Consider the following 23350-nt stretch of genomic DNA (forward strand, 5'->3'; position numbering starts at 1 on the left):
TTACCTAAAATATTTTCTTTTTATTCTAAAAATCTTTTTTTTTATACTATAAAAAACACTATTATATTTTTTATAGTATTTGCTAGGATCTTGAATAATGCAAGAAATTTCAGATATTTCACTAGCTTTAAACACTGTTTTATCTAACTTATCATAAATAAGTGAAAAATCTTGCGAAAATTTATATAAAAATTCTAACTTATACTTATCATCAATACGCCTTAAATTCCATAAATACATTTTAAATTTAAAATAATAAAAAACATCTTGCAATCTACTTTTAAGCTCTAAATTTTTATCAAGAAACTTATCTAAAAACTCAAACTCATCACAAACGCAATATATTTTATCTTTACTCTTAACTGAAGCATGTTCATTATCTTGTCTATAAAAATAAAACCCTTCTTTATAGAAATAAATACTTGAAGCCAAACTTAAAATTTGAAACCATAATCCTATATCTTGATAAGAAGCTCCTTGTGTTTCATTTGCTCTTATATCATATTTTTTTATAAAATCCATTTTATAAAGACTAGATTGATTCATATTCCAAGAATTTATAATAATACTTGGATTTAAATACGAATTAGTTTTTTTATTATACAAAGTTTGATCATAACATATAGAGAGGTTTTTAAAAACTCTTTGGCTTCTTTTATCTTTAAAGCCAATAAAATCAGATTTAACTACTTGGCAATCTTGATTGCGGGCTAATCTATAAAGTTTTTCACACATATCTATTTTTATATAATCATCACTTTCAACTATTGTAAAATATTCTCCTTTAGCTTCTTTTAATCCTAGATTAATTTGATAACCCAGACTCTTTTTTTTTGAAAAAATAATTTTAATTCTACTATCTTGCTTTTCATATGATTTTAATATATCTATAGTTCCATCAATTGAATACGCATCTATACATAAAATTTCAATCTCTTTTAAACTTTGAAAAATCACACTGTCTAAACATTCTTTGATATATTTAGCCGAATTATAAGAAGGGATAATAACAGAAATTTTAGGTTTAACTAAACATTTATACATTTGCATTCTTTTTAGCTCTCAAATCCTCAAAAAACCCCTTAGGATTAAAAAACAATTTTCTTGCCAAGCGATAAAATTTAGTATGTGAAATCATAGCGCCAAGATACTCTAAACCTAAAATTTTCATCAAAAATGAAAAAGGTCTTATGCTTCTAAGCTCATACAAATAAGGTTTATAAACAAAAGATCTTAAAGGATAAAAGCTTTTATCATATTTTTGCGCCATCAGCATTTTTTCTTTATCAATGATGATTTGATAAAAAATTCCATCATGCTCAAAACTATAAAGCTCGTTAATCAAATAATAAAGCATTTCATACAAATCATGCTCATCGTCATTGTTTTGACTTAAAAAATCCAAGATAACTTTTTTTTCATTCTTCTTTAAAGTTAAAAAATATTTTTTCATTTGATAAAGTTTTTGCTCGCTTAAATTTAAATCTTGTTTATAATCTAAATCTAAATTTTTTCCAAAAAACCAAGAATGAGGTAAAATTCCTTTTTGAAAATAAAAAATATCACAATAATCTATACCATCAATTTCTTCTTTTATACTTGCATCCAAAAATATTTTAGTGATTTTTTCTTGTTGCAAAAAATCCAACAAAGGTTCATATTTTAACTCTTTAGCTATAAAAAAATCACTTATATTTTTATAGATAATTTCTCCCACATAAACACTAATATCCTTAAAATCATAATTTTGATCTTTAAAAAGCATTAAAACTTTTTCACCTTTAGCTTTAAAAACTTGCAAAGGTTTTAAATCGTGTTTTTTGATATTTTTTAAATGCTTATAAAAAAGCCGATGATTCTTATCTTTATTTTGCATATAAGCATTTTGATTGGGTTCTATATGATAAAAATGATACATATAAATTCCATAAAAACAAGCCTCATAACCAAGTAATGAAAACCAAGATCTAAAACCTTTAAAGTCAAAAAAATTCCAATTTCTAGCATCATAGCTTAAATTAACAGGCATTTTTTCAAAACTCACACAAGTTTTTAAAATTCTAGCAAAAAGATCAAAATCTTCATAACCATGCCCGATAAAATTTTCATCATTTCCGCCCAATCTTAAAAACTGATGTTTATTTATCACGATACTTGAAGTAGAACTTGGGGAAAAAAATTTTACCCAAGTATTTTTTGCCGTAAATAAATCCTCTTGTATTAAAATATCCCAAAATTTCTCATCGTATTGTTTTAATTTTTCATTAGCTTCTTTATTAAGATACACTACGGGTAAAACTACCAAAGCATTGATATTTTGAGAAATATTTTTAATTTGAGCTAGTTTTAAAATTTTTTCAAAATTATCCAAAGAAATATAACAATCCACATCCAAAAATAAAAGAACATTTGAATGCGCATAACTTGCTCCTAAATTCCTACATCTTCCTTGAGAAAAAGCTTTTTGATCCATATCTTTAAGATAAATATGATGGTTTGTTTGGATAAAATTTTTAAGCTCATGATCTTTAGATGAATATCCTTCAACAAAAATAAATTCTATATTCTCATCACTTTGAAAAGATTTAGCTTTCTCAATAACCCTTTCTTCTATATAAGGACGCTCCTTACTTAAACCAAAAGGGATAATAACAGATAAAAGAGCCATTAAACATTTCCTATAGCATAAAGCTGGATAATACCTACAACTTTTTCTTCTTTCCCTACTATAATTTCTTTAATTTTATATTTTAGCATGATTTCTTCTGCTTCACTTGCCATAGCATCAGCATCGACTACTTTAGGATTTGTACTCATGATTTCTTTAGCTTTAAAATCAAATCTTGGCTTATCACTTGCCTTTAAAGCACGACGCAAATCTCCATCAGTGATGATACCAACCAATTTTTCATTTTCAAGCACCACACAAAGCCCTAGCTTTCCACTAGTCATCACATCAACAAGATCATTAAATTCAGTATCAGGATGCACTATAGGAAGATTGCTTGAAACCATAAGATCTTTTACTTTAGTTAAAAGCTTACGTCCCAAACTTCCCCCTGGGTGAAAAAGTGCAAAATCATCAGGCTTGAAATTTCTTGCTTTCATCAAAGCAGCTGCTAAAGCATCTCCCATAACCAAAGTTGCCGTTGTTGAAGACATAGGAGCAAGCTGTAAAGGACAAGCTTCCTTTTCCACAGCTATATTTAAAAATATATCGCCTTGCTTTACAAGGGTAGAATTTTTTTTACCACACATTACTATAAGTGGAATTTTGCGCTTTTTTATAGCTGGAATGATTTTTAAAATCTCTTCAGTTTCTCCTGAATTTGAAATAACAATTAAAACATCTTCAGGGGTTAACATTCCAAGATCTCCATGCAAAGCCTCTCCTGGATGGATGAAAAAGCTTGGCGTTCCTGTACTTGCTAAAGTAGCTGCTATCTTAGCGCCTATATGACCTGATTTACCCATGCCACTAACTATGCAACGCCCTTTGGTATTTAGCATTAAATTTATAGCTTGATTAAAATTTTCATCTAAATTTTTAGCCAAATCTAAAATAGCTTGCGCTTCTTTTTCGAAAACTTCTTTAGCTATTTCAAGAGTATTCATTTTTAAACCTTAAAGATTAAGCACAACATTGGTTGCGATAGCAATTTGATAAAGAATTTGAGTCAACATTGAAAAAATTTGCAAATTCTCACTATCTACTTTTGGCAATACCAACACAGAATCACCTGGTTTCATATCTATACCACTATGATATTTTTCAGCTTTTCCATTGCTTCGTATCACCAAAACTTTTGAAGTATCCGCTCTTTCTCCATAACCTCCTGCAAGATTGATATAATATCTTAAATCTTTTCCTTTATCATACACAAAAGCCCCAGGTAAAGAAACCTCGCCTTGAACTATGATGAGATTATTCTTACTTGGTACATTAATAGTATCACCATCTTCTAAAATAACCGAATTATAAGACTTTGGATTATCGATGACAATTTGACCCTTAGGCTCTACTTGCTTAGCTCTTTGGATAAATTCTAAAATCGTTTTTGCTTGTTGAGCTCTTATAGCTGCGCCTTGAGCTGTAACAGAACTGCTAGTTAAAGCTAGAGTTTCAAGCTCTTTAAGCTGAGCATTGATAAGTTCTTTTTGAGTTCTAGCTACACTTTTTCTAAATACTTGCAAAGCTTGCATGTTTGATTGTGGATTAGCCTTGATTAGTTTAGAAATATCTTCTAAAGTCGTTCCTTTACCTACAACTAAAGTTTTTAAACCATTATGCTCACCATTTACACTTATAGTTATATTTTCAGAAACATACTCAGGGTGAAATTCTACCTCATCTCCCGTTCTAAGCAAAACTTTTGAAAATTGTATTTTATTATAAGCACTGACATCAAGTTTATGATCTTCACCATAACTTTTTACAATAGCATTAGTCACGATAGGTTTAGCACCTGATACTCTAGCTAAGTCAGCTAAAGTTTTAATATCATTTGAAAGTTCAAAACGAAAAGGTCTTTGCACATCACCATTAACAAAAGCGTAATTTTGAACATTTCCTACTAAAATAACATCTCCGCTTCTAAAAGGAAAAAGATCCATTTGCCCTTTTAGCAAAAAATCATATAAATCGATATTTTTTATCACGCTGTTATTGCGCAAAATTTGAATATCTCTAAAACTTCCATATTCTAAATTTATACCCCCTGCTTTATCAAGATACTGGATCACTGAATCCGAACTAAGTCCTTGATAAAGTCCTGGAGCATTAACACTTCCTGTTACAAAAACACTGACATTTTGATAAGCATTCATATCTGCATAAACAAAAACATTGCTTTTATAGATTTTATTAACACGCGCTTTTATAACACCTACAAGAGCACTATTTTTCACACCTAATAAATTTACAGCTCCTACTTTAGGGATAAAAATATTTCCTTGAGAATCCACCACTAAAACTTGCGAAAACTCAACAGCTCCCCAAATTTTAAGACTAATTTGATCGCCAACTGCGATCTTATAATCTGGGTTATAAACTCTTTGATTGTAATTTTTAAAATTTCCATTAAAAAGATGAGCACCAAATACTAAAATTTGATGAATTTTTGTAAAATTATTTTCTTTATTTGCTATATTATAATTTGAGTTTAAATTTTGATCTATGCTAGTTGTAGTAGAACCTTGATCCTCTGCTGAAATGATTTGTGAAACATCCACAGCTCCAAAACATAAAATACAACTAAAAAATAAAATTAATATTTTTTTCATTTTAATACTTATGCTCCTCTATTATCATTTTAATAAATTTAACAATCCCAAAAATCAAAGATAATACAATAAATGCTGTTAAAATATCATAAATTCTTTCAGGATATTTTGCGCTTTCTGGAACATCTGGACTTTGAATGATGACAAGTTGTTTTATTTTTCTTAATGCTTCTATTCTAGCACTTTCATAAGCTTTTAAAGCTGCTTCATAAGCTTTTTGCGCAAAAGTAGCTTCTATAGTTAAATCCTGAAATTTAGCAGCCAAATCATTAAGCTTTTGAGAAGAATTGTTAGCTGAAATTTTAGATTTTTCCCTTAAAAGCTGTTTTTTAATCGCTTCAATTTCTGCTTTAAGTGCTACTACTTCAGGTGCTGCATCATTCATATAGCTTTGTAAAGTTAAAAGTTTAGCTTCTTTTTGAGCTAGATTAGCCTCAATTTGCGCAACCAAACTTGCTTTAGTTTCAGCTTGCTTTAAAGGGTCAAAAACTCCATATTTATTTTGAAAAGCAATCAAATCATTTTGTGCTTTTTGATATCGTTCTTTGTATTTTTGTACTTCATTTTCAGCAAAAGCCATTTGCTCTCTAGCTGCTTTATGAGAGATTTCGTTGATAAACTTTTCGCTTTCTTGCATAATAGTTTGAGCAATCAAATGAGCTGATTTAGGTGTAAAACCCTCTACTTCAACTTTTAAAAGTTTAGTGGTTTCATCCGTATGAACCTTAACTCTTGCTTGGTAGTATTTAAGATAAGATTCTATCGAGCTTGAATCCCAAATTTTAAAAGGTAAATCTATATGTTGTTCTTGATAAAGATTTTTAAGTTTGATTTTTTCATCCAAAATCTTTAACATATCACTTGATTCTATATAACCTTTTAGATAATTTAAATCTTCGCTTGCTGTAGAAGTACTACTAAGCAAAGACAAGATTCCACTTGTTTGAACACTTTCTCCACTTGTTGATCTAACATCTAAAATCATCGTGCTTACATATCTTGGTGCTGCAATCAATGTATAATAAATCACAACAAAAATCATTATAAACCAAACAATTTTAAAAGAATCAAATATACTTAAATCTTTGATTTTTTCTAATAAAGTTTTATTTTCTTCCATTAAGCTTTTCCTTGATATACAGCTATTCCTTCGTCTATATCATCATAAACCGTAATTTGTCCATTTTTCATATAAATTATTTTATCACACCATTCTTTAATTTCAGCTACATTATGAGATACTATAATCACTTTTGATTTGCTTAATCTTTCTTTATATAATTTCACGCTTTTTTCCCTAAAAGCAGGATCTCCAACAGCTCCTGCTTCATCAATTAAATAATAATCAAAATCAAAAGCCATACTAAGTCCAAAAGCTATCCTAGCACTCATTCCCGAAGAATAAGTCTTCATAGGCTCATCAAAAAATTTCCCAAGTTCTGCAAAATCTTCTACGAATTTTACTTTTTCTTGAAGTTCTTTACCCTTATATCCATACACTCTAGCTACAAATTTAGCATTATCTCTAGCAGTTAAAGAACCTTGAAAAGCTCCGTTTAAACCCAAAGGCCAAGATAATTTTTTATTAGTAATTATCTTGCCACTATCAGGAAGCTCTGCCCCGCTTAGAAGTCTCATGAGAGTGGACTTACCTGCACCATTGCCCCCCATCAATCCTATACTACAATTTTCAGGAAATTCAAAAGTAAAATTTTTAAAAACATAATGTCTTCCACCGCTAAATAAAGGATAAGATTTTGTTAGATTAATTAGTTTTATCATTCTTTTTTTGCCGCCGTTAAAGCTTGTCTGTTATAATAATAGATAAAAAGTCCTATAAATAAAACAAGTAAAATCCAAAATATAGCATAAAAATAACTATATTCATCTTGCAAAGGATAATTCTCAAAGAAATTAAATCTTAAAAGTTCAAAAATATGAAGTAAGGGATTATAATATAGTATATCAAGTAAAGGACGAGGGGTTAACCAAGTAGGAAGTATAATACCTGAAGTCCAATAAACCAATATACTAAAATAAATAAGCAAAGCTCTTAAAGATTCTACAAAATGCCAAACAATAGCAAAACAAATCCCCAAAGCAAAAGCTGAGCACATAAGTAAAAAAATACAAAATAAAACTCCAAGTAGATGAACAGGAAATACATCAAATCTAAAAAACCATCCTGCAAAAAAAAGCACAGTGATAAAAATCACAAAATAAATACAAAATTCAAGCAAAGTTCTAGCAATAAATACATGTATAGGCTTTACAGGTTTATAAGCAAAAAGAGCCAAATTTGCCTGAGTACCATTCATAAGCTGAGTTACTATACTTCTAAACATAAAATAAGGCATAATACCTGAAATTAAAAACATAAAAATAGAAATTCCTTCAGGCATAACTTGATGATGATATTCTCTTATAATGGTAACAATTACTGTAATAGCAAGTGTTATTGACATTGGTTCTCCAACTACCCAAAGATAACCCAAATGCCTATTAGCACCAAATCTAGTTTTTAACTCTCTAAAAAATAAAGCGTGAATTACATTTAACATTTATTTTCTATACCTAACAATTTACATAAACTATAATCATAACTCATTTTTTTAAACAAAATCATAAAAATTTATTTTTTACAAAACTCAAGTTTTTTACTAAGTCCTAAAGCATTGTTAGTAAATTTAAGCCAAAAAAGCTCTAAGGCATAAATTTTTACACTTTTATCAAGTTTAGCAAAGGGGAATTTAGAAAAATAAATTTTCATTTGTTCCTTGTTTGCCATTTTAAACTCGGCCTTAGCTTGCACACCTTTTAAAAAGGCTATTTTGCTTTCTTTGGCTATATTAAGTGCTATACTTGAATTTTCACTAGCTAATCTTATATGCTTAGTATCTTCATGAGAAGCGATAATAAAAGCTAAATTCTTCTCATCAAAAACATAAAAAGCACTAGCTGTATAAACACCTTTTTCATCAATCATAGCCCAAGATAAAAGCTGCTCATTTTTTATAAATTCTAAAATTCTTTCATCCATATTGTAAAATTATACTAAAATATTTTTAAAAATAACCGATTATAATTTTATAAACTATAAATATAAGGGGAAGAAATGCAAATTGATGCTAGCAAAAACCAAAGTTTTTCGATGGATTATACAACAAAAAGTGGCAAACATTTAGCCTTATCTATGTATGACAATCAAAGTGTAAGTTATGCAAATAATGAAGAAGGTAAAACTCTTAATCTTAAACGTCAGTATGGCTTTAGCTTTACTTTTGAAGGCTCTAAACTCACACAAAATGATCTTGATGAGATTAAAAATGCTATGAAAGAAGTTGAACCTATGATCAAAGACTTTTTAGCAAATTCTAAAGTCGGAGAGTTAAAACCAAAAGAAATTATAGAATCAGCTATGCAAATGGCAAATGTTCTACCAACACCAAATGATGAAAACCATCAAAATGCTATTATGAATAATTTTACAAATAAACTCAGTGATTTACTAAAACAAAATCAAACAGATGATAAAGATATCAATGCTTCTATGCTTGAAGATAGCAAAAAACTTCTTGATGAAGTTTTAGAACAAATGAAAAAACAACTTGAAAAACAACAAGAAAAAGCCAAGGAAAATCAAGATAAGACAGATGATAGTTTAAATCTTTACGCTTAAATCATATAATATTAAAAATTATCAAGGAGTTTTTAAATGACAAATATCGAAATTTTAGAAAATATGCTCAAACTCCAACAAAAACTCAACGATGAAACCAATGGCTTAAATTGGGAAAATGGCTATACCAAAGAAGGAAAACTGATCAGTTGGAGACGCTGTATTTATATGGAATGTGCAGAACTTATAGACTCTTTTACATGGAAACATTGGAAAAACATTTCAAGTCCAACAAATTGGGAAAATGTACGCATAGAGATTGTCGATATTTGGCATTTTATCTTAAGTCTTTTACTTGAAGAATATCGCAATAAAAATGGAAATGATTTTAAAATTATAGCCAATGAAGTGATTTCAGTAAGTGTATTTCAGGATTTTTGCAAAGAAGAAGAGCATCCTAATGAGAGTGATATTTATAGTATTTTAAATGATATAGAGCTTATTATCCATAAATGCAGTGGCTTTGGATTTAATCTTGGAGAATTACTTTCAACCTATTTTACCCTAGCTATTAAATGTGGGCTTAATCTTGAAATTCTTTATAAAACCTACATAGGTAAAAATTTTTTAAATATCTTTAGACAAAACCATGGTTACAAAGATGGTAGCTATAAAAAAACTTGGAATGGCAAAGAAGACAATGAAGTTTTAGCTCAAATTTTAGAACAAGAGCTTGATTTTGATACTATTTATAAAAAACTAGAAGAATGCTACAAAAAGGCATAATTTGGATATTTTAAAACTTGCAATCAAAGATTTTTTAAGTCTTAAATTTTTAAAATTTGCCTTAATTCCTTTGATTTTTAGCCTTATACTGATGCTTTTTTTAGGAGTACTTGGCTTTTCGGCCTTGCTTGATTATTTTAATTCTTTATTTAGCGTTGGAGAAGATTCGTTTTGGGCGTGGTTTTATGCCCTTCATTTTGTACAAATTTTAATCACCATCATAAGTTTTTTATTTTCAGGTTTTATTGTTGTTTTTGCTTCGGTTTTTTTAGCCCTTTTTATCACTTCTTTTCTTACTCCTTTTATCGCTAAAGAAATCAACCAAAAATATTACCATTATGATAATACAAACGAAGTTTCAACCCTAAAAACTATCTTTGAAATTTTTAAAATATTTATAAAATTTATAGGGATTTTATTGCTTTGCACCTTGGCTTTATTTTTACCTTTTATCAATATTTTTGTATATTATCTTGCTTTTTATTATCTCTTTCACAAACTTTTAATGATTGATGTTACAAGCACGATTTTAGACAAAGAAAGTTTTAAAAATTTTCATTCTGATTTTTCGCCTTTAGAGTTTAAATTTAGCACTCTTTGTTTTTATCTACTCTCATCAGTACCACTTTTAGGACTTTTTTTGCAAGTGTTTTTTGTGATTTTTCTCACACATTTAGGCTATCAAAGAATTTTAAAACTAAAAGCTAAGGCTTGAAATATCGATTTTATGATTGTATAAATAAGCTCTTAAAAGTCTTGGAATTTTAGCTATTCTACACTCTTCTTTAAAATTTTTAGGTAATTTTTGACAAGTTTCATACTCAAAAACAATAGCTTGTTCGTTTTTATATACAAGTGCTATTTTACCACCTAAAACACAATCACCTTTTAAAAGCTCTTTTCTTTGTGCCGTGCTTAAAAGCAAACCTTTCATTTTCACCGCTCTAGCAATCAAACTTTCATTTTTAGGGCAAATAAGAAGTCCTTGAATTTCTTTGATATTTTCAAAATCATAAAGTTTTTTCCTATCTTTATCAAGATAAGAAAAACTTCTTTTTAAACCCTGATGAAATTCACTCACAAAGGCATTAGAGAAATTTTTTCTTATATAATTTCTAAAATATTTTTCATTTTCATTACTTTCATCATGGAAATAAAAAATATCTTTTTCTTTTAAAAAAGATGAAATTTCATCTTTACTTATAAAGAGTAAAGGGCGTAAAAGTGTATAATTTGAGCGTTTTTCACACTCTTGCATACCTAAAATTTCAGCCAAACCTGCGCCTCGTGAAAGTTGCATCAAAAACCATTCAAATTGATCGTTTAAATGATGGGCTAAGATAAGATGGTCATAACCTTGCTCAAGACAAATTTTTTCAAAAAAATCATAGCGAAAATCTCTGGCTTTTTTTTCAAAGTTACTTTGAAATTTAGGAGCGTGTTTTATGAAAATTTTTTTATGAAATTTTAAAGCAAGTTCTTTGGCTTTTAACTCTTCTAAATCACTATTTTTTCTAGTTTTGTAATTTATCATCACAAGATCAAAGTCGATCTTTTCTTGCATTAAAAGATAAAAAAGCACACTAGAATCACTTCCATAAGAAAAAGCGAGTAAATTTTTACCCCTTTTTAAAAGGGCTAAAATTTCATCTTTAATTTGCATCTACTTTTCTTAAAGCCTTAGCAAGGAGTTTTTTATCAAGGTTTTGTAAAATTTCACATTCATAAATTTGCCCCATTTCCAAATTTCCACATTCGCTTTCATTAATAAGAATTTCCCCATCAATCTCTCTATCCCATCTTAGATCTTTAGCTGCGATAAAAAACTCTCCCTCGCTACTTTCTCCTGTGCAAACTACTAAACGCTTTTGCCCTACTTCTTTTTCAAAACTTTTTTCTATCACTTCATCAACAATTTTTTCTATGATTTTAAGTCTTTTATTGATCACTTTAAAAGGCACTTGCTCCATATCAAAAGCGGCTGTATCTTCTTCCTTAGAATACGCAAAAACGCTTATCCTATCAAAACCAAAATCTTTAACAAACTCACAAAGCTCTTCAAAATCTGCCTCACTTTCACCTGGATGCCCTACGATAAAGCCCGTGCGTAAAAAGCTATTTGGCGCACTTTTCATTAAATTTAGCATTTCTTTAAGTCTTGTGTTATTTGCCCCACGCTTCATGATTTTAAGCATATTATCACTTATGTGCTGCAAAGGCATATCAAAATAATTTACAAAAATTTCAGAAGCTATAATGCGTTTGATCAAAGCTTCACTCGCACTCGTAGGATAAAGATATAAAATTCTAGCCGCTCTTATACCTTTGATTTTTTCGACCTCATCGATTAAGCGTATAAGTCCATCTTTTTCACCCTTATCAAACAAATAAGAACTTGTATCTTGTGCAATAAAAGAAAAGTCCTTATAACCTCTAGCTACCAAATCTTTAAGCTCAGCTACAATGCTACTTATTTCGCGAGATTTTAACTTGCCTTTAAAACTTGGAATAGCACAAAAAGAACATTTTTGGTTGCAACCTTCGGCAATTTTTATAAAAGCATGGGAATTTGAACCTGTGATAATGCGTTTGGAATTTTCACTCTGTAAATAAGTCGAATTTGAAAATAAATTTGTTTTTTTAAGTATCATTTCGTCGATTCTTTCATAATCACCCACACCTGTGAAAAGATCAACCTCAGGAAGTTCTTTCATAAGTTCTTCGCGGTAACGCTGCATCAAACAACCCGTAACCACCAAAAGAGAATCTTTTTTTCTTTGTTCGTGCAAATCCAAAATCGCATTAATACTTTCTTTTTTTGCGCTATCGATAAAACCACAGGTATTTACGATTAAAACATCGGCTTTACTTGGTTCATCGCAAAGTTCATAAGCACTAAGGCGCCCTAGCATGATCTCACTATCGACTAAATTTTTATTACAACCTAAAGACATAAGATAAAGTTTTGACATTTTTTTCCTATATTAAAGTTTTCTTTTGATATAATTTTTGACTTTAAAAATATAATTATAGCAAAGAAATTTTATGGATAATTACGAATTTAGCGAACTTTTAAAAACTTTAAAAAACAAAGTCGGCAACATAGCCTCCATCATCAAGCCTGAAAATATCCAAACAAGGCTTAAAGAAATCGAAGAGCTTGAAAATTCTCCTTCTTTTTGGAGCGATGTAAAACAAGCAGGGATCATAGGCAAAGAAAAAACCAAAATCACCAATCTACTTAAAAACTATGAAAATGCTTTTAATGCCCTAAATGACGCAAGCGAACTTTTTGATCTGGCTAATAGCGAAAACGATACAGAAACGCTTGAAGCTTTATTTAATGACGCACCAAAACTTGAAGATACCATCACAAGTCTTGAAATTTCCATGCTTTTAAGCGGAGAAAATGATGGTAAAAATGCTATTGTTTCCATTCACCCAGGTGCGGGTGGAACGGAAAGTAATGACTGGGCAAGCATACTTTATAGAATGTATTTAAGATTTTGTGAAAGAGAAGGTTTTAAAGTCGAAACTTTAGACTTTCAAGAAGGCGAAGAAGCAGGACTTAAAGATGTGAGCTTTTTAGTTAAAGGAGAAAATGCTTATGGTTATTTAAAAGCTGAAAATGGTATCCATCGTTTGGTAAGAACTTCTCCTTTTGATAGTGCAGGACGCCGCCATACAAGCTTTTCAAGTGTTATGGTAAGCCCTGAACTTGATGATGATATAGAAATTGAAATCGAAGAAAAAGACATAAGAATAGATTATTACAGAGCAAGTGGTGCAGGCGGACAACATGTCAATAAAACAGAATCGGCTGTGAGAATCACGCATTTTCCAACCGGCATAGTTGTACAATGCCAAAATGACAGAAGTCAGCACAAAAACAAAGCTACCGCTTTTAAAATGCTAAAATCTCGCCTTTATGAACTTGAACTCATGAAACAACAAGATAGTGCTAATGCCGGAGAAAAAAGCGAGATAGGCTGGGGGCATCAAATCCGCTCTTATGTACTTTTCCCTTATCAGCAAGTCAAAGACAATCGCAGCGGAGAAGCTTTTTCTCAAGTGGATAATATCCTTGATGGAGATATCAAAAAAATGATAGAAGGCGTTTTAATTGCCTTAAAAGCGGAGTAACAGGCTTAAAAATAAGTAATTTCTGCAAAGTGTCGGTATAAAAAGAATTAGAAAGATAGCGGGAATTTCCCGCTTGTTTTATTATCTTGCATAAAACCTAAAAGCATCATTCACAGAACAATAAATTCTTTTCTTAAAGTCTTTATCGCAATAAACACTCACAACTTTATAGTCTTTTTTATCGTTTGGATTTAATAAGAAAACATAGTTTGAGTATGGAGTTTTATCTATTTCTAAATCACGCTTCATTTCTTTGATTTTACCTTCTGGATCTTTAAAATCACTAATTGCTCTGACTGAAGTATAATCATAAAGCTTATAATTTGGATATTTTTTCATAATCTCTTGATTACCTAAATCAAACATAGCTTGATCGTTGCCATTGTTCTTTAACTCGACTAAATCGCCATCGCCACAACCTATAATCAAAGTCATAGCTCCTAAAGCCAAAGCACTTGTTAAAATCTTTTTCATTTTTACTCCTATTTTAAAAATTAAATTGATATAATCATACCTAAATTTAAAATTTAAATATCATTTTTGCAATAAATTCTAAAGTAAAAATCACATAAAATTTAACTCACAATCATTTCATTCAAACAAATTTTTATGCAAAATTTCTTCTAAAACCACAGTGGCATAAGAACCTTTTTGCAAGAAAAACTCTATACAAAAATGAGCTTTTTCTTCATCATAACGCCATTTTAACTCTTCTAAATATCCCCACATAAAGCGTCTTGAACCTTGCATTTTAGCCTTAAACTCCAAAGCATCTTTAAAAATTTCATTTTCTAAATTTAAGGCCAAACCTTCTCCTGTTTCATAAGCCTTAGCACCGATTAAAAGCCCCATAGCGCTTATATCTCTTGCCTTAAAACGCTCAAGCTCAGCACTCAAATCCTCACATAAAAAACATTTTCCAAAAGGATAATGCCCTAAAACCTCACCTTTTAAAAGCTTAAAAAATTGTTCTTGTTTTTTAAGCTCCTTAGCTTCTTCTTTAGAAATTTTATAAATTTGGATCAATTCTTTTTCGCTAAAATCATTTGCAAAATGTGACAACTCCACTCTTTTACTCAAATAGCGATTAAAAAGCTCACTTTGAAAAGCTGAAATTAAAAACTCTTTCATTTTTACATTTTTCATCTTTTTACCACGCAAAATTTCAAACCCTTCTTTATAATTATCCCCAAATTTTCCAAAACGCTGATAACCAAAATAATTCGCGAAACCTTGTTTATCCAAATTCATCAAAGCTTGTTCTAGTTTTAAAGCATCGCTTGGTAAAACTTTTTTTAAGCGTATGAAAAAAGTATTTCCTTTTAAATGCCCTATTCTTAGCTTGTTTTCATGGGTAAAAATTTCTAAAATTTTAAGTTTAGGATGAGAAAAATTTGACAAAAAACTCTCAAATTTTTTAGGCATAGAAAGGTATTGAAAGGTTGATCCTTGCTTATCTTTAAGCCCTGCATAACCAAAATCTCTTATTTTAACCCCGCTTGTTTCGCTTAAAATTTTTAAAGCTTCATTTGTGGTTAAATCTTTTTTATTGATATGCAAAATAAGATGTTCACCCTTACCGCTAAATTCATACAAAGGCCTTTCACGCACTACAAAATCATCGCTATTTTTACTAAAATACGCATTAATAGGACTGTGTTTTAAACTATACAAAGGCTTAAAAATGGTGTTCTCTTCCTCTAAATTCATATTTTCCTTTCACTGCTTTTCCAAAGATATTTAATTTCACGCCGTGTTTTTTGGCTATTGTTTTTATATTTTGACGCTCTTTTTCATCAAAAGCAAACAAAATTTCATATTCTTCTCCGCTATAAAGCGTATAATCATCAAGCTTTTTAAACCAAGAAATACCGCATTTATTTAAGGCTAAAAGTCTTGATAAATCCTTGCTTAAACCATCTGAAATATCCATAGCACAAGAAATTAAAGGTGCGACTTCATAAAAAAAACTAGCTCTTAATTTTGGCTTTATAAATACATGGTTTGGTTTTAAAGTGCCCCCATTTTGTAAAATTTCAAGCCCTTTTAAACTTCGTCCTAATTTTCCCGTATAAGCAAGTAAATGCCCCTTTTTTAAACCTTTTCTAAAAACAGCTTTATCGTTAATCTTTGAAATGATAGTAAGACTAATGTCTATTTTATCATTGCTTATAGTATCACCGCCTATGATTTTTATATTAAATTTCCTAGCTGTTTTTAAAAAACCTTTTTGCAAGGCTTTGATCTCATTTTCGCTTAAATTTTTTGGTAAAGCAAGTCCTAAAAGTGCGTATTTTGGTACAGCATTCATTGAAATAGCATCTGAGATATTAACAAGCATTGCTTTTGTAGCAATTTGCTCTAAGCTAAACCACTCTCTTTTAAAATGCACATTTTCAAAAAACAAATCCTTACTAAAACACCAATCATCAATAATAGCTCCATCATCGCCATTTTTTTCATTTAAAAAAGCTTTGATAATAAAATCTTCTTTGTTCATAATGCGTGATTTTATAAAATTTCCTTTTAAATTCTAGTGAATTTTAGAAAAATTTTATATAATATAAAAATATTTAAGGAAAAACCATGAAAAAATTAGAATTAAGAATTTTTAGATTTGATAAAACCAAGGATTATGAGGCTTATTATAAACCTTATATTTATGATAATTATGAAAATTTTGCAAGTTTTTATGATCTGCTTTTGCAAGTTCAAGATGATGATATTTATTTTGATTTTGATAAAGATGAAGATACTTACATAGTTGTAAATAAGCAAATCATACCACTTTTTACACCTTTAGAAAAAATAGCAAAAGAATTTGATTTTAGTCTTTGTATCGAGCCTTTAAGCACAAAAAGAGCCATTAAAGATCTTATCATCGATAAAAATGATTTTTTAGACAAATACAAATATCTTGAAAAATTTGGTAATGAAGAGGATAAAAAACTTTATGCAAAATATGATTATTTATATTATGCAAGTGAAATTTTAGACTATCTTCCTGAATATATGGGCGATGGAGTGTTTTATTTGGCTTCAAAAATGATAGAAAAATATCCTGAAAAAAAGATAGAAATTTTAAAAACTCTAGCAGATAAAGAAAAGGGTATTTTTTATCATCTTGAAAGCAAAAATGAAATTTTAGAAACAACGATCAAAAACCTACAAAATGAAATTTTAAATTTAGGGCTTTTTGATAAAAATATTTTACACTTTGATTTACCTAAAACCAATGCTTTTGATAATGAGATCAAAGAACTTAAAGAAATTAAACATAATTTTAAAGATTTTAATATAGCTTTTTATGGTTTTAATGCTTGCGATACTTTAAAATCCAAACTTAAGGCTAAATTTATTTCCTATGAAAACAGTATAAAAAATAATGGCTTTAGCTTGCTTAATCTAAATCCTACGCTAAGCTATAAAATAGCCGCAGATATTGTTTTGGACGCTTATGATAGCGGGGCTGATTTTATGGTAGTAAAAGAAGAAAAAGATTTTTATCTTTTTGATACTTGTGCTAAAAAACTTATGCAAACAAGTGGAAGGGAATTTGAAGACTTTTATATTTTGAGCCGTTTTGAGTTTTTAGCCCTTATCGAAGGCATACAAGCTCCATCATTAAAAAATCACACTTTAAAGGTTAGTTTGATATGAAAATCTCTTTAGAATGCAAAGATCTCATCATAGAAAAAACTTTAGAACTTTTTTTAAAAGATCATTTGGTAATGAAAAAAAATTGTGATTTCATCATTAGCGATGAAAAAATTCATACCGCAAAACCCTTATTTATCATCTCTAAAAACTCTCCATTTTTAAGCATACCATTTAGCAAAGAAGCCTTGTTTGAGTCTTTAAATGAATTTGATAATGCCTTAAAAGCAGCAGCTTTGCAACTTGCACTTGAACAAAAACGACTGCTTGAAGAAAAAATTGACGCTATTGCTTTGGAATTTAAAAAAGATTATGAAAATAAAATCGATCTTGCCATAAAAGATCTTAAAAACAAACTCGTAAAAGCACTTAATGATGAATGATGAATTTATAAGCGTTAAAGACTTTTTTAATCACAATGAAAAAAGAAAAAAATTTCTTCAAAAACAAGAAATTAAACCTCCTAAAGAAAAAACAAAAAAAACTAAAGAAACAAAGCTTTATACAAATATAGAAAGTGGTAAATACAAAGGGAAAAAACTACTTTTACCTAGTCTTACAACAACAAGAAGTACTAAAAGCATAGTCAAAAGTTGTGTTTTTAATGTAATAAGAGAAGATTTAAGAAGTAAAATTTTCATTGAAGCCTTTGGCGGAAGTGCTTTAATAGCGGCTGAAGCACTAAGTAATTATGCTTTAAAAGCTTATGCTATAGAACTTGATATAAAAGCTTATAAAATTGCTTTAGAAAATGCTAAAAATATAGATCCAAATTTAGAAGTGATCCATGCAAATACTTTTGAAATTTTACCTAAACTCATAGAAAATTCAAAAAATGAAATCATCTTATATCTTGACCCACCTTTTGATATCAGAGAAGGTTTTAGTGATATTTATGAAAAAATTTATCATTTTTTAGAAAATTTAGATTTAAAGACTTTAAATTTAATCATTTTTGAACACCACTCAACCATAAAAACTCCCGAAAAAATCCAAAATTTTCAAAAAGTCAAAGAAAAGAAATTTGGATCAACTAGCTTAAGTTTTTACTCTTCTTAACTCACTTGGAACACTTTTTGCTTGATCTATCATCAACAATAGATTAAAGGAAGAATCCATGAGAGTTTTAACGATATTTTTACTCTTTATGACAAGCATTTTTGCAGTGCAAATCAAGGATGTAGCAAATACTGTAGGTGTAAGAGATAACCAACTTATAGGTTATGGACTTGTTGTAGGGCTTAATGGAAGCGGCGATGGAACAAGCTCTAAATTTACACTACAATCTATCTCAAACCTTTTGCAAGGTATGAATATCAAAGTAGATCCTAATGATATCAAATCAAAAAATACCGCAGCTGTTATGGTTACAGCCAAACTTCCAGCCTTTGCAAAAAGCGGAGATAAACTTGATATTACCGTTTCATCTATGGGTGATGCAAAATCTTTACAAGGTGGAACACTTTTACTAACTGCACTTCGTGGGATTGATGGTGAAATTTATGCTATAGCACAAGGCTCTATCTCAACAGGAGGTTTAACACCTAGACCAGGAGGAGCAGGTTCTCACTCAACTGCTGCAACTGTAATGGGCGGAGCTAATGTAGAAAGAGAAATTCCACAAAATTTTAGCCAAAACAATGATCTAACCTTAAGTTTAAAAGTAGCGGATTTTAAAACCGCAAACGATATAGAAAGAGTTTTAAATACTGTCTTTGGCGAAGAAGTAGCTAAAGCCATCGACTCTCGCACAGTAAAACTCAAAAAACCCGAAGATCTTTCAAATGTTGATTTTATGGCAAGAGTTTTAGAACAAGATATAGCTTATAAACCACAAAGCAAAGTTATCATCGATGAAAGAACAGGAACAGTGATTGCTGGAGTTGATGTAGAGGTAGAACCTGTTTTAATCACTCATAAAGATATCACTATAAAAATAGATCCAAACAATAACGCAGTAGCTAATCAAAATGAAATCGATATGAAAGATGGTGGTTTTGTAGATCCAAGTTCAAATACCTTAAGAATCAACAATGCCAAAAGCACAGTTGCAAATATAGCTAGAATGCTTAACAAACTTGGAGCAACCCCAAATGACATTATCGCTATTATGGAAAATTTAAAGCGCGCAGGTGCAATTAACGCGGATTTGGAGATCATCTAATGAAAGTGGATAATTTTTTAAATACTTATAGTATGAATAGCGCTTTACTTGATCGTGCAGCCAAAGCAAGAAGTTTAGAATCAAGCATCAAAATAAATGACAATGATATAGTTACAAAGAGCAAAGAAGATGAAGCCTTAAAAGAACAAACGGATGCTTTTGAGGCATTTTTTTTAAAGCAAGTTTTAGATGTATCTTTAAAAAGTCAAAATTCACTCTTTGGAAAAGATGCCAGCGATGAAATATACTCTTCCATGTATAATGATACCATGAGTAAAGCTTTAAGTGGAGGTATGGGTTTTTCAAAATTATTATACGATTTTTTAAAAGAAAGGGGTTAAGTTTTTTAAATTTAGGTCGATATGGTTTGTAGAGGATTATAACTAAGATCAAGGAGGCAGAAATGATCAATCCTATACAACAAAGTTATGTGGCAAATACCGCATTAAATACAAATAGAATAGATAAAGAAACTAAAACAAACGATACTCAAAAAACGGAAAATGATAAAGCGAGTAAAATCGCAGAGCAGATTAAAAACGGTACTTATAAAATCGATACAAAAGCTACGGCTGCTGCGATTGCTGACTCTTTAATCTAAAAACTTTCATTCTCCTTTTTTTGAGAGAGAGAAAAGGAGAAAATATGCTTAAACAAAGACTTGATGAAGTAAATGCTATCTTAGCAAAACTTATTGCTTTAACCGAAGAAGATATAGAAAATATCAAAGTGGCTAAACATGAGAGTGTAACGCCAAGTGTAGAAGAAAAAAACAAACTTATCGCGGAATTTATTACAGCTAAAAAACAACTTGATGTTGCCTTAGTTGAGCTAAATAATAGCTCTACAAAAGGGCTTAGTGAACTCTTAGATGATGAAGATAAACAAAAACTAGATCTACTTAAAAAAAATCTTCAAAACCTTCATAGTAAAAACAAAGAGTATGCTAAATTTGTTCTTATTGTCAAAGATTTTCTTGATGGCTTAGTAAATAAAATGTTTAATATCAATGATGGAACAAATAATGCTTATGGAGATAAAAAGACAAATCCAGAGTCAATTTTCAAGATCAATGTATAAGGATTTATAATGGGTATTTTTGGAACATTATACACAGGTGTTACAGGCTTAAAGGCAAGCGAAGTTCAAATCGCAACAACTGGAAATAATATCTCAAATGCTAATGCAACTTTTTATACACGCCAAAGAGTGGTGCAAACTACAAATGGATATATTACAACAGGTGGAGTTCAAGTAGGTACAGGAACTGCTGTAGAAAGTATAGTGCGTTTGCATGATGAGTATTCTTACTATAAATTAAAAGGTGCATCTACTCAACTAGAATATACTAAATATATGGCTTCCACTTTACAAGAAATTGCGCAGCGTTTTCCCGACTTACAAAATACTGGAATTTTGCAAGATTTAGAAAATTATAACAAAGCTTGGAATGATTTTGCATCTAACCCCAACGAAAATGCCACAAAAATAGCCCTTGTAAAAGCTTCTCAGACCTTAACAGAAAGCGTTAATAACACTTTTGCAACCTTAGATAAAATCCAAAAAAAAGTAAATGATGATATTAAAAATACAGTTGATGAGATTAATAGAATTGGCGAAGAAATTGCTACTATAAATAAACAAATTTATGGACAAGAAGCCTTACCAACAGAACACGCAAATGAACTTAGGGATAGAAGAGATGAACTTGAGCTTACTCTTTCAAAGCTAGTTAGTGCAGTTGCAAGCAAAAATGAAATCAATCAAGACAATCGCCTTGATACAACCATCACTGATCCAGGACATCAATACAATCTAAGTATAGAAGGTTTTAGTATAGTAGATGGAATAAATTTTCATCCTTTAAAGCTTGATTATGATGATAAAAATAAATCTTATAGCATTTATTATGAAACTCCTGATGAAAAAGTTCGCGATCTTACTGCAAAAATTAGCGGTGGACAGCTTGGTGCTCAACTTGACTTACGCGGTAGAAACTATAGCAAAAGCGAAGGAAAATATGAAGATGGAATTATCCAAGGTTATATGGATTCTTTAGATACTTTTGCTAAGACCATGATCAATGAAACTAACAATCTTTATGCAAGTTCTGCGAAAAGTTCTGTTACTTCTGATTATCTATCTGGGCTTAAGGGAGATATTCCTTTAGTTAATTACGATAGAACCATACAACCAGGAAGTTTTGATATAGTCATTTATGATGATAAAGGCGATAAAAAACTCACCAAAACCATCACCATAGATGTAAATACAACCATGAATGATATCATGCGTCAAATCAATGCTAACACAGATGATAATAACGACCATAATGCAAATAATGATGTTGATGATCATATCAATGCAAGTTTTAGCTACGATGCAAAAACTGGAGATGGTTTATTTCAAATCAATGCAAAATCAGGTTTTAAGGTAGCCATTGAAGATAAGGGCACAAATTTCGCAGGTGCGTTTAGCATAGGTGGTTTTTTCAGCGGAACTGATGCAAGTAATATGAAAGTAAAAGATTCCATCTTAAATGATCCAAGCACAGTAAGAGCAAGTTTAAGTGGGGTTGATAGTGGAAATGACATGGCAAATAAAATCATCCAACTTCAATATGAAAAAGTTAATTTTTATAATGAAGATGGCACTATCGATAATCTTACCATGGAAGAATATTACCGCAAACTTACAGGTAAAATAGCCTCAGATGGTGAAAATAACAATGTCGTCAATTCAAGCAATGAAACTCTTTATAATTCTGTTTATAGCGAGTACCAATCTAAAAGTGGCGTAAATACAAATGAAGAATTAGCCGCCCTTATACAATATCAATCAAGTTACGGTGCAGCAGCAAAAATCGTCTCTACCGTAGATCAAATGCTTGATACCTTACTAGGGCTTAAATCTTAAGCTCTAGTAATATCAAATGAAAAATTTTATCCATCTTAAAGCTAAGCTTGATTTTTTAGCCAATCAAAAAAATACCAATCATTCCCTTTTTGAAACTCCAGATCCTTTGCAAATTGCTAAAATTCACAATGATGAATTTATTGCCTTAATTTGTGCTTTATTTGCCTATGGAAATGCTAAAAATATAGTAAATTTTCTAAAGAAACTTGATTTTTCTTTATTAAACCTTCAAGAAAAACAAATAAAAAAAGAACTTAAAAATTTAAAATACCGCTTCCAAAATGAAAAAGATATACAAGAAATTTTTATCACTCTTTCAAGGCTGAAAAATGAAAGTTCACTCTACGAACTTTTTTATCAAGCCTATCAAGAAAGAGAAAATACCACAGATGCCATCTTAGCTTTTATGCAAAAAATCAAAACCTTAAATTCATATTCAAGTTATGGATATGATTTTTTCTTTGGAAAAATTTGGCAAAACACCCCTACTTCACCTCTTAAACGCTATAATATGTATCTAAGATGGATGGTTAGAAAAGATGAACTTGATCTTGGACTTTTTACCAAAATTCACACCAAAGATCTTTTAATCCCACTTGATACACATGCACATAAAATTTCCTTGACTTTAGGACTTCTAAAGCGTAAAATATATGATTATAAAAGTGTTTTAGAACTCACACAAAATTTAAAAAAATTAGATGCAAATGATCCCATAAAATATGACTTTGCACTCTATCGTTTAGGGCAAAGTAAGGAAATTGACAAATTTAAGGAGTGAA

25 protein-coding genes and 1 pseudogene are annotated in these 23350 nt (G+C 29.9%); 13 read left to right on the plus strand and 13 right to left on the minus strand.

Features of this window, described 5'->3' with window-relative positions; all coding sequences use genetic code 11:
* The 8 genes from SR63_RS06875 to SR63_RS06910 form a co-directional block, all read right to left on the minus strand.
* Positions 1-1044: a glycosyltransferase family 2 protein gene (locus tag SR63_RS06875; RefSeq protein ID WP_052776619.1), complete on the minus strand. Its 1044-nt coding sequence runs from the start codon at positions 1042-1044 to the stop codon at positions 1-3.
* The gene (locus tag SR63_RS06880; RefSeq protein WP_139887127.1) at positions 1037-2668 is read right to left on the minus strand and encodes a glycosyltransferase; all 1632 of its coding nucleotides are present in this window, start codon (positions 2666-2668) and stop codon (positions 1037-1039) included. Before SR63_RS06880 ends, SR63_RS06875 begins: the two co-directional genes overlap by 8 nt.
* Positions 2668-3615: an SIS domain-containing protein gene (locus SR63_RS06885; RefSeq protein WP_139887128.1), complete on the minus strand. Its 948-nt coding sequence runs from the start codon at positions 3613-3615 to the stop codon at positions 2668-2670. Before SR63_RS06885 ends, SR63_RS06880 begins: the two co-directional genes overlap by 1 nt.
* Positions 3616-3624: 9 nt before the next feature.
* Positions 3625-5283, minus strand: a complete 1659-nt coding sequence (locus SR63_RS06890; protein ID WP_139887129.1) for a polysaccharide biosynthesis/export family protein — start codon at positions 5281-5283, stop codon at positions 3625-3627.
* A 1-nt stretch (position 5284) separates the two neighbouring features.
* Positions 5285-6403, minus strand: a complete 1119-nt coding sequence (locus SR63_RS06895; RefSeq protein ID WP_052776623.1) for a capsule biosynthesis protein — start codon at positions 6401-6403, stop codon at positions 5285-5287.
* Complete coding sequence (locus tag SR63_RS06900) at positions 6403-7065, minus strand: ABC transporter ATP-binding protein (protein WP_052776624.1); 663 nt, start codon at positions 7063-7065, stop codon at positions 6403-6405. The genes SR63_RS06895 and SR63_RS06900 overlap by 1 nt, the downstream gene beginning before the upstream one ends.
* Positions 7062-7844, minus strand: coding sequence for an ABC transporter permease (locus SR63_RS06905; protein WP_063674782.1), 783 nt, complete (start codon positions 7842-7844; stop codon positions 7062-7064). Before SR63_RS06905 ends, SR63_RS06900 begins: the two co-directional genes overlap by 4 nt.
* 71 nt (positions 7845-7915) lie before the next feature.
* On the minus strand, positions 7916-8323 hold the full coding sequence (locus SR63_RS06910) for a hypothetical protein (protein WP_063674784.1): 408 nt from the start codon (positions 8321-8323) through the stop codon (positions 7916-7918).
* 75 nt (positions 8324-8398) lie between these two features.
* Between SR63_RS06910 and ciaI the strand changes: the two genes are divergently transcribed.
* From ciaI to SR63_RS06925, 3 genes are read left to right on the plus strand one after another with little or no spacing between them, the layout of a single operon-like run.
* Positions 8399-8962 carry an intracellular survival protein CiaI gene (gene ciaI, locus SR63_RS06915; protein WP_002826203.1) on the plus strand — a complete coding sequence of 188 codons (564 nt, stop codon included), beginning with the start codon at positions 8399-8401 and terminating at the stop codon, positions 8960-8962.
* 36 nt (positions 8963-8998) lie between these two features.
* Positions 8999-9688, plus strand: a complete 690-nt coding sequence (gene dut / locus SR63_RS06920) for a dUTPase (protein WP_147498413.1) — start codon at positions 8999-9001, stop codon at positions 9686-9688.
* Between the two features lies 1 nt (position 9689).
* Entirely contained in the window at positions 9690-10403 is a 714-nt protein-coding gene (locus SR63_RS06925) for an EI24 domain-containing protein (protein WP_014517120.1), read from the plus strand.
* Here SR63_RS06925 and tilS read toward each other — a convergent pair.
* Entirely contained in the window at positions 10386-11351 is a 966-nt protein-coding gene (tilS, locus tag SR63_RS06930; protein ID WP_002867020.1) for a tRNA lysidine(34) synthetase TilS, read from the minus strand. The genes SR63_RS06925 and tilS overlap by 18 nt on opposite strands.
* Positions 11341-12660, minus strand: a complete 1320-nt coding sequence (gene rimO / locus SR63_RS06935; protein ID WP_002867021.1) for a 30S ribosomal protein S12 methylthiotransferase RimO — start codon at positions 12658-12660, stop codon at positions 11341-11343. Before rimO ends, tilS begins: the two co-directional genes overlap by 11 nt.
* A 73-nt stretch (positions 12661-12733) precedes the next feature.
* Between rimO and prfB the strand changes: the two genes are divergently transcribed.
* The gene (gene prfB / locus SR63_RS06940; RefSeq protein WP_002867022.1) at positions 12734-13831 is read left to right on the plus strand and encodes a peptide chain release factor 2; all 1098 of its coding nucleotides are present in this window, start codon (positions 12734-12736) and stop codon (positions 13829-13831) included.
* A 162-nt stretch (positions 13832-13993) separates the two neighbouring features.
* On the opposite strand, the pseudogene SR63_RS06945 reads toward prfB, so the two are convergent.
* The 3 genes and pseudogenes from SR63_RS06945 to SR63_RS06955 all read right to left on the minus strand — a co-directional run.
* A pseudogene (locus tag SR63_RS06945) lies at positions 13994-14305 on the minus strand (hypothetical protein); the annotation flags it as partial.
* A gap of 117 nt (positions 14306-14422) precedes the next feature.
* The gene (gene truD / locus SR63_RS06950) at positions 14423-15541 is read right to left on the minus strand and encodes a tRNA pseudouridine(13) synthase TruD (RefSeq protein ID WP_002867024.1); all 1119 of its coding nucleotides are present in this window, start codon (positions 15539-15541) and stop codon (positions 14423-14425) included.
* The gene (locus tag SR63_RS06955; protein WP_012006780.1) at positions 15510-16331 is read right to left on the minus strand and encodes a thiamine-phosphate kinase; all 822 of its coding nucleotides are present in this window, start codon (positions 16329-16331) and stop codon (positions 15510-15512) included. The genes truD and SR63_RS06955 overlap by 32 nt, the downstream gene beginning before the upstream one ends.
* 86 nt (positions 16332-16417) lie before the next feature.
* On the opposite strand from SR63_RS06955, the gene SR63_RS06960 reads away from it, so the two are divergent.
* From SR63_RS06960 to SR63_RS07000, 9 genes are all read left to right on the plus strand, one after another.
* Positions 16418-17491 carry a DUF5644 domain-containing protein gene (locus SR63_RS06960; RefSeq protein WP_002867027.1) on the plus strand — a complete coding sequence of 358 codons (1074 nt, stop codon included), beginning with the start codon at positions 16418-16420 and terminating at the stop codon, positions 17489-17491.
* Positions 17488-17871: a hypothetical protein gene (locus SR63_RS06965; protein WP_002826012.1), complete on the plus strand. Its 384-nt coding sequence runs from the start codon at positions 17488-17490 to the stop codon at positions 17869-17871. Before SR63_RS06960 ends, SR63_RS06965 begins: the two co-directional genes overlap by 4 nt.
* A complete protein-coding gene (locus SR63_RS06970) occupies positions 17864-18547 on the plus strand; it encodes an RsmD family RNA methyltransferase (RefSeq protein WP_002867028.1) in 684 nt (227 codons plus the stop codon). The genes SR63_RS06965 and SR63_RS06970 overlap by 8 nt, the downstream gene beginning before the upstream one ends.
* 58 nt (positions 18548-18605) lie before the next feature.
* Entirely contained in the window at positions 18606-19652 is a 1047-nt protein-coding gene (locus tag SR63_RS06975) for a flagellar basal body P-ring protein FlgI (RefSeq protein ID WP_002826014.1), read from the plus strand.
* Positions 19652-19993, plus strand: coding sequence for a hypothetical protein (locus tag SR63_RS06980; RefSeq protein WP_002784057.1), 342 nt, complete (start codon positions 19652-19654; stop codon positions 19991-19993). Before SR63_RS06975 ends, SR63_RS06980 begins: the two co-directional genes overlap by 1 nt.
* Before the next feature lie 62 nt (positions 19994-20055).
* A complete protein-coding gene (gene flgM, locus SR63_RS06985) occupies positions 20056-20253 on the plus strand; it encodes a flagellar biosynthesis anti-sigma factor FlgM (protein ID WP_002779262.1) in 198 nt (65 codons plus the stop codon).
* A gap of 44 nt (positions 20254-20297) precedes the next feature.
* Positions 20298-20732 (plus strand): flagellar protein FlgN, encoded by a 435-nt coding sequence (locus SR63_RS06990; protein ID WP_002826016.1) that lies wholly within the window; start codon positions 20298-20300, stop codon positions 20730-20732.
* 9 nt (positions 20733-20741) lie between these two features.
* Positions 20742-22568 (plus strand): flagellar hook-associated protein FlgK, encoded by a 1827-nt coding sequence (gene flgK, locus SR63_RS06995; RefSeq protein WP_002867029.1) that lies wholly within the window; start codon positions 20742-20744, stop codon positions 22566-22568.
* A gap of 16 nt (positions 22569-22584) precedes the next feature.
* Complete coding sequence (locus SR63_RS07000) at positions 22585-23349, plus strand: TIGR02757 family protein (RefSeq protein WP_002877433.1); 765 nt, start codon at positions 22585-22587, stop codon at positions 23347-23349.
* The last annotated feature ends 1 nt before the right edge of the window (position 23350 follow it).

The sequence above is a fragment of the Campylobacter sp. 2014D-0259 genome (assembly GCF_008000505.1).
In the GTDB taxonomy this organism is placed as follows: Bacteria; Campylobacterota; Campylobacteria; order Campylobacterales; family Campylobacteraceae; genus Campylobacter_D; species Campylobacter_D jejuni.

Excerpts from the sequence above, each read along its gene's own strand:
- SR63_RS06980 (WP_002784057.1), top strand. The coding sequence starts at position 19,652 with ATGAAAGTGGATAATTTTTTAAATACTTATAGTATGAATAGCGCTTTA.
- truD (WP_002867024.1), bottom strand. The coding sequence starts at position 15,541 with ATGAATTTAGAGGAAGAGAACACCATTTTTAAGCCTTTGTATAGTTTA.
- SR63_RS06880 (WP_139887127.1), bottom strand. The coding sequence starts at position 2,668 with ATGGCTCTTTTATCTGTTATTATCCCTTTTGGTTTAAGTAAGGAGCGT.
- SR63_RS06990 (WP_002826016.1), top strand. The coding sequence starts at position 20,298 with ATGCTTAAACAAAGACTTGATGAAGTAAATGCTATCTTAGCAAAACTT.
- SR63_RS06970 (WP_002867028.1), top strand. The coding sequence starts at position 17,864 with ATGAATGATGAATTTATAAGCGTTAAAGACTTTTTTAATCACAATGAA.
- flgK (WP_002867029.1), top strand. The coding sequence starts at position 20,742 with ATGGGTATTTTTGGAACATTATACACAGGTGTTACAGGCTTAAAGGCA.
- SR63_RS06890 (WP_139887129.1), bottom strand. The coding sequence starts at position 5,283 with ATGAAAAAAATATTAATTTTATTTTTTAGTTGTATTTTATGTTTTGGA.
- SR63_RS06955 (WP_012006780.1), bottom strand. The coding sequence starts at position 16,331 with ATGAACAAAGAAGATTTTATTATCAAAGCTTTTTTAAATGAAAAAAAT.
- SR63_RS06905 (WP_063674782.1), bottom strand. The coding sequence starts at position 7,844 with ATGTTAAATGTAATTCACGCTTTATTTTTTAGAGAGTTAAAAACTAGA.
- SR63_RS06965 (WP_002826012.1), top strand. The coding sequence starts at position 17,488 with ATGAAAATCTCTTTAGAATGCAAAGATCTCATCATAGAAAAAACTTTA.
- rimO (WP_002867021.1), bottom strand. The coding sequence starts at position 12,660 with ATGTCAAAACTTTATCTTATGTCTTTAGGTTGTAATAAAAATTTAGTC.
- SR63_RS06975 (WP_002826014.1), top strand. The coding sequence starts at position 18,606 with ATGAGAGTTTTAACGATATTTTTACTCTTTATGACAAGCATTTTTGCA.
- dut (WP_147498413.1), top strand. The coding sequence starts at position 8,999 with ATGACAAATATCGAAATTTTAGAAAATATGCTCAAACTCCAACAAAAA.
- SR63_RS06910 (WP_063674784.1), bottom strand. The coding sequence starts at position 8,323 with ATGGATGAAAGAATTTTAGAATTTATAAAAAATGAGCAGCTTTTATCT.
- SR63_RS06875 (WP_052776619.1), bottom strand. The coding sequence starts at position 1,044 with ATGTATAAATGTTTAGTTAAACCTAAAATTTCTGTTATTATCCCTTCT.
- SR63_RS06900 (WP_052776624.1), bottom strand. The coding sequence starts at position 7,065 with ATGATAAAACTAATTAATCTAACAAAATCTTATCCTTTATTTAGCGGT.
- flgM (WP_002779262.1), top strand. The coding sequence starts at position 20,056 with ATGATCAATCCTATACAACAAAGTTATGTGGCAAATACCGCATTAAAT.
- prfB (WP_002867022.1), top strand. The coding sequence starts at position 12,734 with ATGGATAATTACGAATTTAGCGAACTTTTAAAAACTTTAAAAAACAAA.
- SR63_RS06895 (WP_052776623.1), bottom strand. The coding sequence starts at position 6,403 with ATGGAAGAAAATAAAACTTTATTAGAAAAAATCAAAGATTTAAGTATA.
- SR63_RS07000 (WP_002877433.1), top strand. The coding sequence starts at position 22,585 with ATGAAAAATTTTATCCATCTTAAAGCTAAGCTTGATTTTTTAGCCAAT.
- ciaI (WP_002826203.1), top strand. The coding sequence starts at position 8,399 with ATGCAAATTGATGCTAGCAAAAACCAAAGTTTTTCGATGGATTATACA.
- SR63_RS06960 (WP_002867027.1), top strand. The coding sequence starts at position 16,418 with ATGAAAAAATTAGAATTAAGAATTTTTAGATTTGATAAAACCAAGGAT.
- tilS (WP_002867020.1), bottom strand. The coding sequence starts at position 11,351 with ATGCAAATTAAAGATGAAATTTTAGCCCTTTTAAAAAGGGGTAAAAAT.
- SR63_RS06885 (WP_139887128.1), bottom strand. The coding sequence starts at position 3,615 with ATGAATACTCTTGAAATAGCTAAAGAAGTTTTCGAAAAAGAAGCGCAA.